11 protein-coding genes and 1 tRNA gene are annotated in these 17,845 nt (G+C 76.8%); 4 read left to right on the top strand and 8 right to left on the bottom strand.

The window, feature by feature from the left end; all coding sequences use genetic code 11:
* Nucleotides 1-268 precede the first annotated feature (268 nt).
* The 3 genes from HCK00_RS24420 (at nucleotide 269) to HCK00_RS24430 (ending at nucleotide 2,463) form a co-directional block, all read left to right on the top strand.
* On the top strand, nucleotides 269-1,633 hold the full coding sequence (locus tag HCK00_RS24420; RefSeq protein ID WP_311765468.1) for a sensor histidine kinase: 1,365 nt from the start codon (nucleotides 269-271) through the stop codon (nucleotides 1,631-1,633).
* Between the two features lie 114 nt (nucleotides 1,634-1,747).
* Nucleotides 1,748-2,353, top strand: coding sequence for a response regulator transcription factor (locus tag HCK00_RS24425; RefSeq protein ID WP_168104212.1), 606 nt, complete (start codon nucleotides 1,748-1,750; stop codon nucleotides 2,351-2,353).
* Nucleotides 2,354-2,390: 37 nt separating this feature from the next.
* Nucleotides 2,391-2,463 (top strand) — tRNA-Gly (locus tag HCK00_RS24430).
* Between the two features lie 252 nt (nucleotides 2,464-2,715).
* Here HCK00_RS24430 and HCK00_RS24435 read toward each other — a convergent pair.
* The 4 genes from HCK00_RS24435 to purD all read right to left on the bottom strand — a co-directional run bounded on the left by HCK00_RS24435 (nucleotide 2,716) and on the right by purD (nucleotide 9,287).
* The gene (locus HCK00_RS24435) at nucleotides 2,716-3,678 is read right to left on the bottom strand and encodes a phosphoribosylaminoimidazolesuccinocarboxamide synthase (protein WP_168104192.1); all 963 of its coding nucleotides are present in this window, start codon (nucleotides 3,676-3,678) and stop codon (nucleotides 2,716-2,718) included.
* Between the two features lie 160 nt (nucleotides 3,679-3,838).
* Nucleotides 3,839-5,329, bottom strand: coding sequence for a N,N-dimethylformamidase beta subunit family domain-containing protein (locus tag HCK00_RS24440; protein WP_168104193.1), 1,491 nt, complete (start codon nucleotides 5,327-5,329; stop codon nucleotides 3,839-3,841).
* A 207-nt stretch (nucleotides 5,330-5,536) separates the two neighbouring features.
* Complete coding sequence (locus tag HCK00_RS24445) at nucleotides 5,537-7,351, bottom strand: M48 family metalloprotease (protein WP_168104194.1); 1,815 nt, start codon at nucleotides 7,349-7,351, stop codon at nucleotides 5,537-5,539.
* Nucleotides 7,352-8,033: 682 nt separating this feature from the next.
* Nucleotides 8,034-9,287, bottom strand: a complete 1,254-nt coding sequence (purD, locus tag HCK00_RS24450) for a phosphoribosylamine--glycine ligase (protein WP_168104195.1) — start codon at nucleotides 9,285-9,287, stop codon at nucleotides 8,034-8,036.
* Nucleotides 9,288-9,958: 671 nt separating this feature from the next.
* Here purD and HCK00_RS24455 point away from each other — a divergent pair.
* Nucleotides 9,959-10,687, top strand: a complete 729-nt coding sequence (locus HCK00_RS24455) for an SLATT domain-containing protein (protein ID WP_311765469.1) — start codon at nucleotides 9,959-9,961, stop codon at nucleotides 10,685-10,687.
* Between the two features lie 251 nt (nucleotides 10,688-10,938).
* On the opposite strand, the gene HCK00_RS24460 is transcribed toward HCK00_RS24455, so the two are convergent.
* The 4 genes from HCK00_RS24460 to HCK00_RS24475 form a co-directional block, all read right to left on the bottom strand.
* Nucleotides 10,939-11,589, bottom strand: coding sequence for a putative DNA-mimic protein (locus HCK00_RS24460; RefSeq protein WP_168104214.1), 651 nt, complete (start codon nucleotides 11,587-11,589; stop codon nucleotides 10,939-10,941).
* A gap of 231 nt (nucleotides 11,590-11,820) precedes the next feature.
* On the bottom strand, nucleotides 11,821-14,151 hold the full coding sequence (locus tag HCK00_RS24465; protein WP_168104196.1) for a glycosyltransferase family 2 protein: 2,331 nt from the start codon (nucleotides 14,149-14,151) through the stop codon (nucleotides 11,821-11,823).
* Entirely contained in the window at nucleotides 14,148-15,083 is a 936-nt protein-coding gene (locus HCK00_RS24470) for a dolichyl-phosphate beta-glucosyltransferase (RefSeq protein WP_168104197.1), read from the bottom strand. The genes HCK00_RS24465 and HCK00_RS24470 overlap by 4 nt, the downstream gene beginning before the upstream one ends.
* A 94-nt stretch (nucleotides 15,084-15,177) precedes the next feature.
* The gene (locus HCK00_RS24475; RefSeq protein WP_168104198.1) at nucleotides 15,178-15,879 is read right to left on the bottom strand and encodes a GntR family transcriptional regulator; all 702 of its coding nucleotides are present in this window, start codon (nucleotides 15,877-15,879) and stop codon (nucleotides 15,178-15,180) included.
* Between the last annotated feature and the right edge of the window lie 1,966 nt (nucleotides 15,880-17,845).

A 17,845-nucleotide genomic window follows, 5' to 3' on the forward strand; every position in this document is an offset into this window, starting at 1 on the left:
CGGGGGGATGCTCGGAGGTACCGCCACGGGGGGAGCCGGCGGTACCGGCGGGAACGGGCGGACTCGGCTGACGGGGAACAGGAGCGGGGGACAACGCGTTGGCCGGCGCAGCGGTGGCACGGCTCATCGGCGGCCACCGCCGCCGGGCGTACCGTCGACGGGTGAGGAACCACAGTTCGGGCCACAGTTCGGGCCACAGTTCGGAGAGGACCGGCCGGTGATCGGGAAGCGGCGGGGCGGGTGGCGGAAGCGCAGCCGTGTCACCCAGGTGGATCTGTACACGCGCTGGTCGCTGTACGCCATGGTCTGGCTGGTGCCGCTGTACACCTTGCTGGTGCTGACCCCCGTCGCGGCCCGGGACTCCACCTGGCCCACGGCCGCCCTGCTGCTCCTGCTCACCGCGACGGCGCAGGCGGTGTCGGGGGTGCGGCTGCTCGGCCGCGGCCTGGATCAGTACCGCGGCCAGGGGACGGTGTCCCGCGGGGAGCTGACGGCGGGAGCGGTGCTGATGCTGCTGTCCCTGCTCGCGGTGGGGGCTCTGTTGGTGGACGGGACGGTGTCCCTGGGCGACGGGCCGGTGGCCACGATGGCCGTCCTGGCGATCCTCCCGTTCCTCGGCCCGTGCTCGCTGCTGGGGCGGCTGCGCACCATGGCCGCGGTGCAGGCGGCCTGTGTGCTGACCGTGGCGGCCGGTTTCCTGGTGGCCGGGGTGGAGCGGCCCGTGGTCCTCGTCGTCACGATCGCGCTGGCGTTCGCCCTCCTCTGGTCGGCGTTCACCGTCCGCTGCTCGGCCTGGGTCCTGGCGGTGATGTGGGAGCTGGAGGAGACCCGTACCGTGCAGGCGCGGCTGGCGGTGGCCGAGGAGCGGCTGCGGTTCTCCCGGGACCTGCACGACGTGATGGGGCGGAACCTGGCCGTGATCGCGCTCAAGAGCGAGCTGGCGGTGCGGCTGGCCCGGCGCGGCGCGGAGACGGCCGTCGACCAGATGGTGGAGGTGCAGCGGATCGCGGTGGAGTCGCAGCGCGAGGTGCGGGACGTGGTCCGCGGCTACCGGGAGGCGGATCTCCACACCGAGCTGGTCGGCGCGGGTGCCGTGCTGCGCGCGGCCGGTATCGGGTGCCGCATCGAGGACCGCTCACCGGACGGGCTGCCCGCGGAGGTGCGGGCGGCGCTGGGCTGGGTGGTGCGCGAGGGGGCCACGAACGTCCTGCGCCATGCCGAGGCGCGCCATTGCACGATCCGGGTACGTCCCGGCTCCGGCCCGGGTGGGATCCGTACGGCGGTCCTGGTGATGGAGAACGACGGGGTGACCGGGGCCGGCGTGTCCGGAACGGACGGCGCCGGGGGTCCCGCGGGTCCCGCGCGGAGGGGGTCCGGCCTGGACGGCCTGCGGCAGCGGCTCGCCGAGGCCGGCGGTACGGTCACGGCCGGGCCCGTCCCCGGGGGCGGCTTCCGGCTGACGGCGCAGATGCCGGCGGAACCGGTTCCGGAGGTTCCGGAGGGCCCGGGGGCCGCCGCCGGGACGCCACGCGCGGGGGACAGGGCGGACCCGCCCCGGCCCGGCCCGGAACAGCCGCACGACGGCGTCCCGGCGACGGGGCCCGGCCTGAGCGGGGCGGAGGGAACACGGTGAAGGTGGCGGAGGGGACGCGGTGAGCGTGGCGGAGGGGACGCGGTGAGCGTGGCGGAGGCTCCAGACGCGGACGGGGCGGACGGCGCCGAAGGGGCGGCCGGGACCCGGCCGCCCGTGCGGGTGCTGCTCGCGGACGACGAGCACCTCATCCGGGGCGCGCTGGCGGCGCTGCTCGCGCTGGAGGACGACCTGAAGATCGTCGCCGAGGCCGCCACCGGCCCGGAGGCGCTCGCCATGGCCCGCGCGCACGCCCCGGACGTGGCCGTCCTCGACCTGCAGATGCCGGGGATGGACGGTGTGGCGGTCGCCACAGCGATCCGCAGCCAGGTACCGGGGTGCCAGACCATGATCGTCACCAGTTACGGGCGCCCGGGCCATCTCAAGCGGGCGCTCGGCGCCGGGGTGCGGGGGTTCGTGCCGAAGACGGTCTCGGCGCAGCGGCTCGCCGAGATCATCCGCACCGTGCACGCCGGACAGCGCCATGTGGACCCGGAGTTGGCGGCCGACGCGATCAGCGCCGGGGACACGCCGCTGACGGCACGGGAGACCCAGCTGCTGGAGCTGGCGGCCGACGGGGCGCCGATCGCGGAGATCGCCCGGCGCGCCTCGCTCTCCCCGGGGACGGTCCGCAATTACCTCTCCTCCGCCGCCGCGAAACTCTCGGCGGAGAACCGTCACACCGCGGTCCGCATCGCGCGCGAGCGGGGTTGGCTATACTGAGGACGCACCCGCCCGGGAGATGTCCCCGGGGAGATGTGCGGACGTGGCTCAGTTGGTAGAGCATCACCTTGCCAAGGTGAGGGTCGCGAGTTCGAATCTCGTCGTCCGCTCAGCAGAAGAACCCCCAGGTCTCTGACCTGGGGGTTCTTCGCTGTCCGCACCACCACGCGCCCCTGAAGCCACCGCGGCGCCGGTGCCGCCGGCCTCGTTGTGGTGACCCGGCCGCGCCGCCGGGGCCGGCACCGCCTCGTCGCGACCGGGACTCAGCGCGCGCCGCCGCCCTCCCGGGCCGGCCCTCCGGTGGGTACGGACCCGAAGGCTCGCACCTGGCCCCCGGGCGCCGCGCCGCCCGGGGCGCGCCCTCAGCTCCAGCTCACCCCGGTCAGGCGTTCGTACGCCTCGACGTACTTGTCCCGGGTCCGCTCGACGACCTCGGCGGGCAGCTCCGGCGGCGGCCGCTCGCCCGTCCGGTCCCATCCGGACGCCGGCGAGGTCAGCCAGTCGCGGACGAACTGCTTGTCGAAGGAGGGCTGGGCGCGGCCCGGTTCCCACCGGTCGGCGGGCCAGAAGCGGGAGGAGTCGGGGGTGAGCGCCTCGTCCGCGAGGATCAGGTCCTGCCCGCCGCCGACGAGGTCGTTGGCGTCCTCGGCCGCGGGGGTGCCGGCGTCGGGGTGGCCGGAATCCAGGAAACCGAACTCGAACTTCGTGTCGGCGAGGATGATGCCCCGCTCGCGCGCCACCTCGCGGGCGCGGCTGTAGACGGCGAGGGTGGTCTGGCGGAGCCGGGCGGCGGTGTCCGCGCCCACCCGGCGGGCCACCTCCTCGTGGCTGACGTTCTCGTCGTGCTCGCCGACCTCGGCCTTGGTGGCCGGGGTGAAGATCGGCGCCGGCAGCTCCGAGCCGTCCTCCAGCCCCTCGGGAAGGGCGAGCCCGCAGACGGTGCGGTCGCGCTCGTACTCGGCGAGGCCGGAGCCGGTGAGGTAACCGCGGGCCACGCACTCGACCGGGATCATCCGCAGCGAGCGGCAGATCAGGGTGCGGCCCTCCCAGTCGGCGGGAGCGCCCTCGGGCACCTCCGTGCGCAGCACGTGGTGCGGGACGATGTCCGCCAGGAGGTCGAACCACCACAGGGAGAGCTGGGTGAGGACGCGGCCCTTGCCGGGGATCTCGGTGGGCAGCACCCAGTCGTAGGCCGAGATCCGGTCGCTGGCCACCATCACCAGCTCGCCCGACGCGTTCCGGTACAGGTCACGCACCTTGCCGGTGTGCAGATGCGTCAGCCCCGGCACCCGCACGGGCTCGGGCTTCTCTACGAATCCGGACACGCTGCCCTCCATCGGTCGGTCCTGGAGCAGGTTCCGATTCTTCCGCACACTCCTCCCCGCGGCCCGTCCGGGGGCACAACGGCGCCACAGGAACCGGCGGAGACCGCCGGGGTGCCCGGCGGGAGACGGGCGGCGCGGTCCCGCGCGGCCGGGGAACCGTTCAGTCGCGCTTGCAGATGCGGTCGAGGAGGTTGGCCGTGGCGCGCTGGATCCGCGGGTCGGTGTGGCCGGGCCGGTCCAGCGCGGGGGACCAGGCGAAGGTGCCGGAGGCGAAGACGAGGGCGCCGCTGGGGGCCCGGTGGAGCGAGGTCTCCTGGTGGCGCCGGGCACCCGTCCGGTCCTCGTACGGGGAGTGCGCGAGCAGGACGCGGTGGGTGTGCTCCGGCAGGGCGACGCGCGGGAAGTAGCGGTCCGCCTCCCCCGCGACCAGGCCCGGGATCTCGTCCCCCTCCCCGGCGCCGGTGGCCTCCCACAGCCAGTGGCCCGCGTTCCGCACGATCAGCGGATGGGGGGTGGGGACGTGGCCCTGGTACTGGATGCCGAGGAGCTGCTGCTCCGGCCGGCCCTGGTCGCGCCAGAGGGCGGAGCGGCCGGGGCCGCGGCGCTTGCGGCAGGTCAGCAGCCGGTCGGGGGCGCCGGAGGCCGAGGGGGCCAGCTCCACCTGCCAGTACATGGTGTTGGCGGAGAGGAAGACCAGCGAGGTGCCGATGTCCCGGGCGCGCTCGGCCGCGTCACGCATCGGGACCGACCAGTACTCGTCGTGCCCGGGGAAGACGAGCCCCCGGTAGCGGCTGGGGTCCACCCGGCCCGCGTGCAGATCGCGGGCGGCGGCGTAGGCGACGTCGTAGCCGTAGCGCTCGGCCCAGCGGATGAAGTCGTAGGCGTGGCCGACGTGGAGGGGCAGCCCGGCGCCGGCGTAGGGGCGGTCGAAGGAGATGGTGACCGCCGCGTCCTCCTCGCCGAGCAGCCGCCCCCGCCGGTCCCAGGCGTGGTAGAGGCTGGCGCCGGTGCGGCCGTCCTCCGGGAAGAGGTTGTACGCCTGCCAGGTGAGTTCGGGCAGGACCAGCAGCAGGTCCGCGGGGTGGTCGTCGCGGACGGTGAAGGGGACGTGGCTGCGGTGGCCGTCGGCGGTGGTCAGCACGGCGACATAGGCGCCGGTGCTCCAGAAGGAGGGGACGTTCAGCCGCCAGGACTGCCACCAGTGGTGGCAGGAGACGGTGCGGTCGGCGGTGAGCGGGGCCGGCTGGACGATCCCGGAGAGCCGGGGGGAGTTGGTGATCTTCGCGGCGCCGTCGCCCGCGTAGTGGCCGATGCGGTAGATGTCGAGGCCCCACTGCTGGGGCGGGTTGACGGTGACGTGGAAGTCGAGCGCCTCGCCGGGGGCGACCGCGGCCGGCGAGGCGAACCCCTTGATCTGCTGGTCGACGTCGTCCGCGGTGCGCGGGGAGGAACCGGCGGAGTCACGGCGGGGCCGGGGCACCCCGGGGCCCTCCAGCGCGTCCGGGCCGACGTACCAGGGGACGATGCGCCCCGTGTCGTCGAAGTACGTCTCGCTGCCGCGGAGCCAGGGCAGCGGGCCCTGCCCGAAGGGGTCGGTGACGGCGTGCGCGAGCGCCCCCGACTCCCAGCGCCGGATCTGCTCCGTACCCATCGAACGATCCCCTCCCGCCCTGTGGACCGGGCGTCCCGCACCGTCACCGGCGCCACGCCCAGGTCCGGCCCCGGCCCGTCGCGACGGGAGACGGGCCGTGTGAGTGACAGCACATCACATTCCGCACCCGTCACGTCACCGGTCGTCGTGAAATCGCGTGAGCTGTGCGATGCCGGTCCGGCCGGGCGGTGGGGCGCCCGCGACGGGTCACACCAGGCGCACGGGCTTCTCCGGACGGACCCCTGCCGCCCCGAGCCAGCCGCGCAGCGCGGTGCCGTCCCCCTCCTCGACCAGGCGCCGTACGGGGCCGCCGAGGTCCGCGCTCCGGCTGTCGCCGAACAACAGCACGGGGCCGTCGAGCCAGTCCAGGCCGGGAGCCGCCCCCGCGGTGTCCACGGCCGCGCAGCACACCATGGCGGTGACGTGGTCGGCCAGCAGCTCCCGCGGTGAGCGCGGCAGCTGGAACGGCACCAGCGGTACGGCGCCGGGGCCGTGCGGGCCCGCGCCGCCCTGGACGGCCGGTGCCGTTCCGCCGTCGGCGGCGTCCCCGGCGGGGGACGCGCCGGGGGCGCCGGGGGCGGCCAGTGCCTCACCGGTGCGGGGTCCGCGCTCCCGCTCCTCACGGTGGAGCTCGGCGGCCAGCCGCTCGGCCAGCAGTTCCGCCGGGTCGCCGGCCCCGCCGGTCCCGCCGGCCGGAGCGGGCGACCGGGTGAGCCGGTCCAGGACCCGGGCGAGGGTCGGGGCACAGGGCGGCGCGGTCTGTGGCCCGGAGGCCGCCCCGGGCCCGCCCCGCCTGGTCTCCCCGCCCGCCGCCGGAGCCTCCTGTTCCCGGTCCCCCGCCGGGCCGGGCGGGTCCGGCGGGCGGTCGGTGGCGGGGAGTGCGTCGAGCACCCGGTGGAGCCGGGCGGCGTCCCGGCGCCAGGCGCGGTCCACCACCTCCTCCGGGTACGCCTCCCAGCCGACCGGTGACCACCGGGGCCCGCACGCGGCGGGGCCGCCGTGGAAGAGCCGGGCCGCCAGCAGCGAGGCGGCCTCGTCCACCAGGCCGGGCTCCTCCAGCAGATCGCAGGCCGGGCGCTCCCCCAGGCGGGACGCGAAGCCCTCGGCGAGCCGGTCCCGGCGGGAGAGTTCGGTGAGGGCGGAGACCACGCCCGCGTCGAGCCGGGACGGCCAGCGGCCCATCCGCCAGGCGGGCACCGCCACCCGCGTGAGCAGCCGGTCCCAGCCGGCGTAGGCGAGGCCCACCTGTTCCTGGGCGACGATCCGCAGCCCGTAGTCCACCGACTGCGCACGGGCCGACGCGGCGGCGGCGACCCCGCGCTCCATCTCCGCCGCGTGCCCCTGGCAGGCGCGGAGCAGCAGCCGCGCCGCCCAGCCGACGAAGGCCAGCACCCGGTGGCGGGCGGCGACCGCGACCGCCGCGTCCAGACCGCGGACGAAGCGGCGGGCGGCCGCTATGTCGGGCTGCGCGGCGGGGCCCGTCCCGGCGACCACCGGGGCGAGCAGCGCCCGCAGTTCGGCCACGCGCATCCACCACAGGAAGGGGGAGCCGATGACCAGTTCGGGCGGCGGGTCCGGGGCGGGACTGCGGCGGACCGCGCGCAGCAGCCGCCGCGGGCCGAACGGCGCGGCGGAGCGGGCGAGATGGGCGCGGTCCTCCAGCCAGCTGTCGCAGTCGGGGGTGGTGGCCATGGCCGAGGGCGGCGGCACCCCGAGCCGTTCGGCCAGCTCCCGCACCAGCCGGTAGAGATCGGGGGCGCTCTCCTCCCGGATCGCGACGGTCGGGCTGACGGCCGGCCGCGCCCGCGCCACCACGGCGGCGACGACCACCGCCGGGACGAGCACCGCCAGCGCCAGGCCGGCGACGGCCCACCGGGCCACCGTCCAGGGACCGCCGGCCGCCCGGCCGGAGGCGGCCGCCGCGAACAGCACGATCGCGACGGCGGCGGGGAGGAGCGCGACGGCCACCGCCGTCGAACGGACGTGCAGGACCGCGAGGGCCCGGGTGCGCGCCACGTGCATTCCGGGCTCCGCACCGACCGGTTCGGACGCCAACGAAGCTCACCCCTGTCGGTCTGCTGAACGCTGCCCACCCCCACTGTGGCACCGGCGGCGGCCACCGCAACGCCGGTGCTCCGGTTGGGGCACCGGGGCTCCCGTCCGGCCGGAGTCCGGTACGGGGCCCGCTTGCGGGCACCCTAAGCGGCAGCGCGAGCGTACGTCAGCAGGTCCTCCGGGCGGTCACTCGATGGAATGGCTTTGGTCAAAGCTTGTTCCACAAGCCTTGACTTCCCGGTCACCGGCACGGGCGGGACTTGCGGGACCGGGTGGCGGCCGGCTGCCGCGTCGCACCGCCCCGGAGGCGGCCGCGGAGGCTCACGGGGCCGGGGCGGGGCGGGGCGGGCCGGAGCCGGCCGGGGCGGGGCGGGGCCGGGTCGAGGCGGGGCGGAAGCGGCGGGGCCGGGTCGAGGCGGGGCGGAAGCGGCGGGGCCCGGTCGAGGCGGGGCGGAACCGGCAGGCGACGCCCGGTCCGTCCGGGCCCCTTCCGGCGGCGGACCGCTGCACCGCTGCACCGCTGCCCCCGCACCGCCTCGGAGACCGCCGTCACGCCGGTCCCGGCGCCCGTCCGCGGGCACGTCACGGCCGTCGCCGGAGCCGGGCACGGACCGGTCGCGCCGTCCGCGCGCCGGAGCCCGGCCGCGCGTCAGGCGCCGGCCGCCGCCCGGGCCGCGATGTCCGTGCGGTGGTGGGAACCCTCCAGTCCGATCCGGGAGACCGCCCGGTAGGCCCGCGCACGGGCCGCGGCCAGCTCCGGCCCGGTCGCGGTGACGGAGAGCACCCGCCCGCCCGCGCTCAGCACCCGCCCGGTGTCGTCCCGGCGGGTGCCGGCGTGCAGCACGTACGCGTGGTCCTCCTCGGCCGCCACCGCGTCCAGCCCGGTGACCGGGTCGCCGGTGACGGGTGTGCCCGGGTAGTCCCGGGCGGCCACGACGACCGTCACCGCGGCCCCCTCGTCCCAGGTCAGCGGCGGGAGATCGGCCAGCTCGCCGGTGGCCGCGGCCAGCAGCAGCCCGGCCAGCGGGGTACGCAGCCGCGCCAGCACGACCTGGGTCTCCGGGTCGCCGAAGCGGGCGTTGAACTCGATGACCCGCACCCCGCGCGAGGTGATCGCCAGCCCGGCGTAGAGCAGGCCGGAGAAGGGGGTGCCACGGCGGCGCAGCTCGTCCACCGTCGGCTGGAGGACGGTGGCCAGCACCTCGTCGGTCAGCTTGGGGTCGGCCCAGGGCAGCGGCGAATAGGCGCCCATGCCGCCGGTGTTGGGGCCCTCGTCGCCGTCCAGGGCGCGCTTGAAGTCCTGCGCGGGCTGGAGCGGGACGACCGTGGTGCCGTCGGTGACCGCGAAGAGCGAGACCTCCGGGCCGTCGAGGTACTCCTCGATCACCACCCGCTCGCAGCGGAGCGCGTGCGCCCGGGCTTCGGCGAGGTCGCCGGTGACGACCACGCCCTTGCCCGCGGCGAGACCGTCGTCCTTCACGACGTACGGCGCCCCGAAGGCGTCCAGCGCCTCGTCGATCTCCTCGGGGGTGGCGCAGACCTGGCTGCGCGCCGTGGGGACGCCCGCGGCGGCCATGACGTCCTTGGCGAACGCCTTGGAACCCTCCAGCCGCGCCGCCTCGGCGGAGGGGCCGAAGGCCGGGATCCCCCGGGCCCGCACCGCGTCGGCGACCCCGGCGACCAGCGGCGCCTCCGGGCCGACGACGACCAGGCCGGCGCCGAGCCGCTCGGCCAGCGCGGCCACGGCGGCGCCGTCGAGCGCGTCCACCGCGTGGCTCTCGGCGAGCTCCGCGGTACCGGCGTTGCCGGGGGCGCAGTGGAGCTCGGTGACGGCGGGATCGAGGGAGAGAGAGCGGCACAGGGCGTGTTCGCGGGCGCCGCCGCCGATGACGAGGACCTTCACGCGGCTCAGGGTAGCCGCCGCGGTGCGGGCCCCGCGGAGCGGTCTCACCACCCGGCCACGGCCCGGTCACCGCCCGGCCGCCGCCGGGCCACGGGCGGGCGCCAGCGGGGCACCGGGCGCGGGGAAACGGGGGCACGGATCGGGCGGCCGGGGGGCCGGGGGCCGGGACGCGGGTCACCGCGCGGGGGCCTGACACGCGGGTTCCACCGGGCGGGTGGCCGGAGCGCGGGGGCACCGCGCGCGTGGCGGGCGGCAGGCTCGCCGCGACTCGCGGCGGGGGCTGCGGGACGCGCGCACCGCCCCGAGGGCTCGGCAGCGGCGGCCGACCCCAGGAGCCGTGTCCCGTACGGGAGTTGAGCCGCCCCATCCGCCCCGGTGGCCCCTCGGTGCACAGGCGGCGCAGCGCCGTCCGGAGCGCCGCCGTACCGTCGCGGGGTGCGGCTGCCATCCTTTCGGGTGATCGAATCGGGCTCTATACCTGATCACAGGCCCCATCCCTGGATGAATCGACGCGTACCGCCGTCGAGCCCCACCATTTGGCGGTAGGAAGGTGGCGCGCGGCAGACGTCCGCGTCGCCGCCCCCGCGGACGGGGCGCGGAGGACCGGCGGCGGCCGGGCGCGGCACCGCCGACCAGGGCGTCCCACCACAGCCGATCACGAGGGAGCACGGGTGAGCCAGCCGGAAATGCAGCCCGAGGGGTCTCCCCCGAGGGAGCGGGGCGAGGGGGACGACCTGCTCGGCCGCCCCCTGCCGCTCGGCGACTGGGGGGAGCCCGCGGAGCGGCTCGACGAGCTGTACCGCTGGGTCGAGGAGCGCGCGCTGCGCACCTCCGAGTGGTACCTCACCCACCGCGCGTGGAAGCGGCGGGGCGCGCGGCTGCTGCGGGCGGGCAGCGCGCTGCTGGGCACCGCCGGCTTCGGCCTGCCGCTGCTGGAACTGACCGGGGTGGTGGCGCGGGGCGCGGGCTGGGGCTGTGTCGCGCTGCTCGCCGCCGCCGCCTGCGTCGTCTGCGACCGCTTCGCCGGGCTCACCTCCGGCTGGATGCGGGACGTGGCCACGGCCCAGGCCGTGCAGCGGCGGCTGGAGTCGCTGCAGTTCGACTGGGCCTCGGAGAGCGTCCGCGAAGTGCTCGGCCCCACGGAGGGCACGGCGAGCGAGGCCGCCGAGCGCTGCCTGGGGGTGCTGCGCCGCTTCTCCGAGGACATCTCGGACCTCGTGCGGTCCGAGACGGCGGACTGGATGGTGGAGTTCCGCTCCGGTTCCGTGCCGCTGCTCACCCAGTCCCTGGTGCCCTGGGGTCCCCGGGGGGAGGGCGGCCGCTCCGCCCCCCGCTTCCAGCTGCCCCCGGGCGCCCGGCCCAACATGCCCCGGCAGCGGCCGCCGGAGCCCCCGCGGTAGCGCCGCGGCCGGCGCGGGTCCACCGGGAGGGCGGCGGCGCCCGTACCCGGCCGGCGCGGCGCACGGCGGAACGCGCCCGGCCGGGCGCCGGGAGCCCCGGGTGGCGCTGCGGCGTGGCGCCGGGCCCGGCCGGAGACCGCCGAGCCGCCTGCCCGGCGCCGCGCGCCGGTGCTCCGGCCCCGTCACGGCACCGCCCCCGTCACGGCACCGGCCGGGCGGACGGCCCCGCGGGGGTGTCCGCCCGGCCGGCGTCAGCTGAAGACGATCATCGAGCCCTGGCTGAGGCTGCGGGTCGCCGCCGCGTTGAGCCCCAGCCAGACGTGCCGCTCCCGGGCGTACGGGCTGTCGTCGTACTCCACCGTCGCCGCCGGCTCCTCCAGGCTGGTGGGCCGGACGGGCGGCGCGGGCGCCAGCGGCGGGTTGACGGGGTCGATGCCGATGGCCGGGGCGACGGCCTCCAGCTCCCGCAGCAGACGGTGTGAGGAGCCCAGCGGGCCGCCGCCGCTCATGAGTTCCTCGTTCGCCAGCGGCTCCGGGAAGTCCACGGGGACATAGGCACCGGCGTGGTCGTAGTGCCACACCAGGTGGGACTGCTGGGCCGTGGTCTCGAACATCTCCAGCAACTGCTCGTAGTCACCGCCCAGTTCGTCCACCGGAGTGACCGGCAGGCCGCAGACCTGGAGGAGGTAGGCGCGGCGCAGGAAGTGCAGGGCGTCGTAGTCGAAGCCCGCGATGGGGGCGACGTCCCCGCTCAGGCCCGGCATGTAGCCGAACACGGGGACGGGCGGCAGGGCCGCGTCGCGCAGGGCACGGTCATAAACCGCGATCTCCTCCGCGAAGGGGTTGTCAGGGCTCTGGCAGAGCACGTCGACGAGTGGGACGAGCCACAGATCACACGCCACGAGCACTCGCTCTCTGTCCGGGCGGCACGATGGTCGGATCAGATTAATGGGAGTGGGGAGCCGCGTGGACCGCCCCACGGGGGCCGGGAGGTTCGCGCGTCCCCCACGCGTTCCCCGCCCGCCGGACTTGCCCGGAAATCCCACGGATCCCCAGGGGCGCCGGAGCCACCCCGGCGGATGCTCCCGGGCTCCCCGGGGCCCCCTCAGGGGTTCCCCGCGGATTCTGCCCGCTCAGCCCACATCCCAGACCCAGGCGTCCCCGACCCTTTGCGGCTTCTCCCCGAGCAGCAGCTCGACCGTGGCGCGCAACGCCCCGTCGTTGGGCTGCCGCTGCAACACCAGGGCGCCGGCCCGCCAGTAGGCCAGGTCCTCGGCGGCGGCCAGCCGCTGCTCCGGGCCGATCCCGGGCACCTCACCGCTGTAGCGCACCTCGCGCAGCAGTTCGGCGGTCGGCCGGGGGACGGCGCCGTAGATGCCGGGCGGGGCGGGCTCACCGGGGAGTGCCGGCCCGGCGGGGCCGACGAAGTAACCCCCGGGCATCGGGAAGGCGAAATCGGCCGCGATCTGCCAGTGCAGCGGGTCGGCCTCCCCGGGCGAGGGCAGCGGGACGGGGACGAGCGAACTGCCCGGCTCCACGTACACGCGCCAGTTGCCGTTGGCGACGAGGGTGGGCACCGGCGGCCGGTCCACCGTCTCCAGTGGCGCGGGCGCCGCTGGCAGCAGCGCGGCGCCGATCAGCACGGCCCCGGCGACCCGGATGAGCAGGGCCCGGTGGCGGCGGTCCCGGTCGGCGGGGAGCGGTGCCGACCGGCGCGCGTGGCCGGCCCGTCGCGCCACGGCGGCCCAGGCGAGCGCCAGCACCATCCCGATCACCGGGCCGCAGAGCATCGCGTAGCGGGACTCGATCACCGATTCGAAGAGCGGCAACCCGTCGAGGAACCGCCAGGGGCCGGGAACGGTGGTGGCCCCCTCGGCGCCGGACAGCGAGACGTCCGGGCCGAGCGAGAGCACGGCCCCCACCAGCCCCGTGGCGGCCAGCGCCTTGACGGCCGGGCGGCGCCACAGGCGCACGGTGGCGACGGTGGCGAGGAGGAGCAGCGGCCAGCCGTAGAAGGCGTTGCGTTCGGTGGGGTTGAGGGAGAGCGCGTCGGCGGTGGGCGTGTCACCGGCGAGGGAGTGATCGGAGAAGGCGGTCAGCGCGCGCAGCGGGTTGCCGGTCGGGCCGTGCGCGATGGCGCCGTAGCTCTGCTCGCCGAAGAACTGCCAGTACAGCGGGTACGCCACCAGCGGCAGGCAGACGGCCGCGCCGATCGCCAGCCCGCGCAGCAGCGGCCCGGCCGCCCGGCGCGCGACGCCCGGGCGGACGCAGGCGTACACGAGGGCGAAGACCAGCATCCCACTGGCGGCGAGCAGCAGCGCCTCCTCGCCGAGGAAGACCTGCCAGGCCGTCAGCAGCCCCAGCACGACGCCGTCCCGCACCACCCGGCGGCCGGTGGTCAGCCGCAGCGCCCGATCGATGATCAGCGGGATGACGAACAGCACGGCGAGATTGGGGTGCCCGTTGCCGTGGGAGACCATCGGCGGGGCGAACGCGGCGACGGCTCCGCCGAGGACAGCGGCGGCCCGGTCACCGGTGAGATGACACCGGATCAGCCGGTACCAGGCGGTGGCGGTGGCGGCCAGGCCGACGGTGAGGACCGCGCCCAGCGAGACCGTCGGGCCCAGGGCCGCGGTGAGCGGGGCGAGGGGCACGGAGAGGCCGAACATGGCGGTGTTCGCCATGAGGTTCACCCCGAGCGGAACGTTCTGCACCGTCGTGAAGAGCGGATTCTCCCCGTTCAGCACATGGTGCGCGGTGATCGCGAAGAACCACTCCCACTGGTTCTGGTCGCGCATGCTGTCGACGAGATAGCGCCGGCCGGGGTCGGCCCAGAGGCCCGCGTAGAGGAGGACCGAGACCAGGAGATACCCGGCGGCGACGGCGAGCGAGGCGCGGCCGGGACGGAGTGCGGCGAGACGGCGGGCCGGGCGGGGGGCGGGACCGGGATCGGCCGGGGCGGGACGGGCCGGGGCGGGATCGGCCGGGGCGGGATCGGCCAGGGCGGGATCGGCAGGGGGCTGCGTCGGGAGGGCTTCCGGGGGTGCCTGCGGGAGGGGACTCCCCGCCGTGGACGGGGGCGGAGCCGCACGCGTGGCCGTGGTCGTGGTCGTAGTGGTGTTCGCGTTCGCGTTCGCTTTCGCGGCAGCGTCGGGGGGCGGGGCTGGGGCCGGAGCGGTGGTGCCGTCCTCCTCCGGCGTGGGGGCGGCCCCGGGCCCGGTGTCCCGGCCGGATATCGCGCTCCCGTCCGGCCGCTCCGCCGCGCGGGCCTCCGGTGACGCACCGGCGGGCGGCGCCGTGTCCGCCGTTCCCGTCATGTCCGCCGTGCCCGGCGTGACCTCCTCCGGGCCCGACGTGGCTTCCGCCCCTGCCGCCCCTGCCGCCCCTGCCGTCCGCTCCGTCCGCTCCGTCTGCGCAGTCCGCTCCGTCCGCGCAACCCGTGCCGTGCCTGCCGTCTCGCTCATCGGCCGTTCTCCCGCGTCGTACTCCGCTGCCCGGCCGGGGTCTCCGGATCCGCCGGGCTTTCCGTTCCCTCCCGCCCGTCCGGAACATCCGGAACGTCCGGGCCCGCGGAACCGGCCGGTTCCTCCGGATCGCGGGATCGGCGCGGGCCGGGAACGCCCGGCGCCCGGCCCGTGGTCCGTATCCGCACCGCGACGACCTCGGCGACGACCCGGGCGTAGTCCAGCGGGCCCACCTTGGACCCCGCCCGGTGGGCCCAGCGCACCGGCACCTCGGCCACGGGCCAGCCGCGGGCGCGGAAGTGACGCAGGATCTCCACGTCGAAACCCCAGCCGTCGGTGCGGGCCAGGGCGAAAGCGGCACGCGCCTTGTCCCCGTCGAAGAGCTTGAAGCCGCACTGGGTGTCCCGGACGCCCGGCACGGCCAGCACCTGGATCAGCCGGTTGCCGGCCTTGCCCAGGAGTTCACGCACGGGGTGCTGGCGTACCTCGATCCGGGCGGCGGGGCCGGCGCGCGAGCCGATCGCCGCGGCGTACCCCTCGTCCAGGCGGTCGGCGAGCCGGGCGAGTTCCTCGATCGGGGTGGCGCCGTCGGCGTCGCAGAAGAGCACCCGCCGGCCCCGGGAGGCCAGCACGCCCCGCCGCACGGCGTGGCCCTTGCCCCGGTTGACACCGGTGCGGATCAGCCGGACGCGGGGTTCGTCGGCGGCGGCCCGCGCGGCGAGCGCGGCGGTCGTGTCGGTGGAGCCGTCGTCCACGACGATCACCTCCCACCGCTCCCAGCGGTCGCCGCCCGCGCGCAGGTAGCGGCAGACCTCCGCGACGCCGTCCCGCAGCCGTGCCTCCTCGTTGTAGGCGGGGATGACCACGGAGAGTTCGACGGGGGAACGGCCCCCGGGCCGGGGCGGGGGAACGGCGGCGCGGCGGGACGTCACGGAAGAAGGACCCTCCCCGGCCCGAACGGGTTCCCCGCGCGACGGATCCGGAGGGAACCACGGGCCGGCCCCGCACCACGGATGAGCGCGGTGGTCATGGTCGGCCGTCGAGGGTCGTGAAACGGTCGAGAAGGCGCAGCGCCTGGTCGTTGTGGTCGGTGACGATGCGCCGGGCGGTCTCCTCGTCACCGGCGGCGACCGCGTCCGCGAGATCGCCGTGGCCGCACCACAGCCGGTTCCGCAGTTCCCGCTCACGGCGGAGATACGGCACCGTGAAGGCCCAGCCCTGTACCCGCACCCGGTCCAGCATGTCGCCGATGTACGGGTTGGCGACGAGCCGCCCCATCTCCCGCCAGAAGCGCAGGTCGTGCCCGATGACGACATCCAGTTCCCCCGCCCGGGAGGCGCGCACGGCCTCGTCGGCCCGGCGCCGCAGCGAACCGAGGGCCTCCGGGGTGAGGCCGTGCGGCTCGCCGGCCGGGGAGCGGAAGATGCCGTCCACGATCAGCGTGCGGGCCTCGACCATGGCGCGGAAGTCGTCCGGGGTGAACCGGTGCACCTGGAAGCCCCGGTGGTGCTCCAGGTCGACCAGGCCCTGCGCGGCCAGATCGACCAGCGCCTCCCGCACCGGCGTCGCGGAGACCCCGTACTGCTCGGCGATCTCCTTGACGGCCACGTGCCGCCCGGCGGGCAGCCGGCCGGCCAGCACCTCGTCACGGAGCGCCTCGGCGATCTGCTGCCGCAGCGTGTTACGGGTGACAGCCGCTCCCCGGGGGTGGCTGCCGCTGCCGGGCATGGGTGATCGGTCTCCTTCGCCGGTGACGCGGACGGGTGCCGGGGCCGGGCGCGCGGCCCCGGGGGTCACCATAGGCGACGGCCGCGCCCCGCCGGTCGCCGGAGGCAGACCGTCCGCGCACGTGGGAGGGGTACCGAGAGGGGGTCCGGGCCCGGCCGAACGGTCACGGCCGGGCCCGGTCACACCTGCGCGCGGGGCGACCGGCAGCTCCTCGGCGAGAGCGGACCGGCCCTTCCTCGGCCTCCGCGGTGGTGGCACCCGGGAGTACGGGACGGGGCCGGGCGGTGTTCAGCGATCCGCGGGATTTTCCCGCCCCTTCTTCCGCCGTTCTTCCGCCGCTCCCCCGGCGCCTTCCCGGAACGCGGCCCCACCGGGGGCCCGGCGCCCCCGCGCCCGCCTCCACCACGGCCCCACCACGGGGTGACCGCCGCAGCCCCAGGCCGCACGCCGTGCGCCGGACCGCGCCGACGGGCGCCGGGCGCGGGGAGTGAGGGGCGAGGGGCGAGGGGCGAGCGAGGGAGACCTCGGCCGCCGGGCCGATCCCCTCCACGCCCGGAACGCCCCGGGACCGGCCGGTACCACGGCAGGTCCGCGCGACGTCCGGGAGAAGGCGAAACTGTACGGGTTCGGGGGGACCTTGTACGGGATCCAGACACTATCGGGGGGTGCTCCGCCCGCAACCCTCTCGCCACCGTACGTGTCGCTCTATTCTCCCTCCGTGTCGGAACGGCACGGTTTCCCATCGGGGGAGAGGGCACGGCGGCATGGCGGAACTGAGGGACGGCGCCCCGCGGCGGACGGGCGGGCACCCCGCCACGGGTCCCGGCGCGACCACGGCACACGACGGGAACGCCCCGGCCACGGCGGCCCCCGACCGGGCCGAGGTCATCACGGCACACCAGCGGACCGGGACCACGACGGGGCACCTCAGGTCCGGGGCCCCCGGCGGACACCGGACCGGAGCGGCCACGGCGGAGCCGACCGGGCCGCTCCCCCTCGCCTGGCGGACGCCGCCCGGCAGCCCGGGCATCCTCGGCCTCACCGAACCCGGGACGCGGGGCCCCGTCGTGCCGCTCCAGGCCCACCAGGGATCGGGGCGCCCTTCCGCGCCCCCGGCGTCCCCGGTCTCTTCAGTTCCTTCGGGCCCTTCGGTCTCTTCGGAGGACCCGCGGGACGCCTACGGACCGCCGGGGCCCGGGGAGCGCTCCGGCCCCGCGTGGCCGGGGGTGACGGACGGCCCCGCGGAACCGTCAGCGGGGCACGCCCCGGTGGAACCCCCGGAGGTGGCGCACCAGCTACAGGACCCCGCGGTGGCGACGCGGGGGTACGGTCCGCCGAGGCCGGGGGAGGCGCGGGACCGCACGCGGCCGGACACCCGCACCCCCGCGGCGACGGAGGCCGCCCACCGCCCGGCGGGGCCGGAGAACGCCTACGGCCCGGCGGGACCCGAGAAGGTCGACAGCCCGGCAGGACCGGACGACGCCTACAGCCCGGCGGGACCGGAGAAGGTGTACAGCCCGGCGGGACCGGAGAAGGTGTACAGCCCGGCGGGACCGGAGAAGGTGTACAGCCCGGCGGGACCGGAGAAGGTGTACAGCCCGGCGAGGCCGGAAGAGGCCCACGGCCCGGCGGGACCCGATTACGCCTACGAGCCCAGCCCGATCCGGCGGGCCGCACCCCCGCAGCCTTCCGCCCCGACCCGCAGAACCGGCCCCGGCCCCGGCCGCGGCCCCGCCCCCGGCCACCTGCCCGGCTCGGAAGACCAGGCCCTCCGCCCGGCCGCGCCGCCGGACCCGCACGACATCCGCCGGCCGGACACCCGCACCCCGGCCGTCGACGCACCGCAGGCTCCGCTGCCCGCGCCTCCCGAGCCCTCCCCCTCCGACGCCCCTCCGCCCTACGCCGGAACCACCGCGCGGCCGCATGGCTTCATCCCCCCCCCCCTCTCCCCCCCCCCCCCCCCCCC

The organism is Streptomyces zingiberis (assembly GCF_012034935.1).
Lineage (GTDB): Bacteria > Actinomycetota > Actinomycetes > Streptomycetales > Streptomycetaceae > Streptomyces > Streptomyces zingiberis.

Coding starts and splice junctions, on each gene's coding strand:
- HCK00_RS24465 (WP_168104196.1), bottom strand. CDS start 14,151: ATGAGCGAGACGGCAGGCACGGCACGGGTTGCGCGGACGGAGCGGACT.
- HCK00_RS24475 (WP_168104198.1), bottom strand. CDS start 15,879: ATGCCCGGCAGCGGCAGCCACCCCCGGGGAGCGGCTGTCACCCGTAAC.
- HCK00_RS24440 (WP_168104193.1), bottom strand. CDS start 5,329: ATGGGTACGGAGCAGATCCGGCGCTGGGAGTCGGGGGCGCTCGCGCAC.
- HCK00_RS24445 (WP_168104194.1), bottom strand. CDS start 7,351: ATGCACGTGGCGCGCACCCGGGCCCTCGCGGTCCTGCACGTCCGTTCG.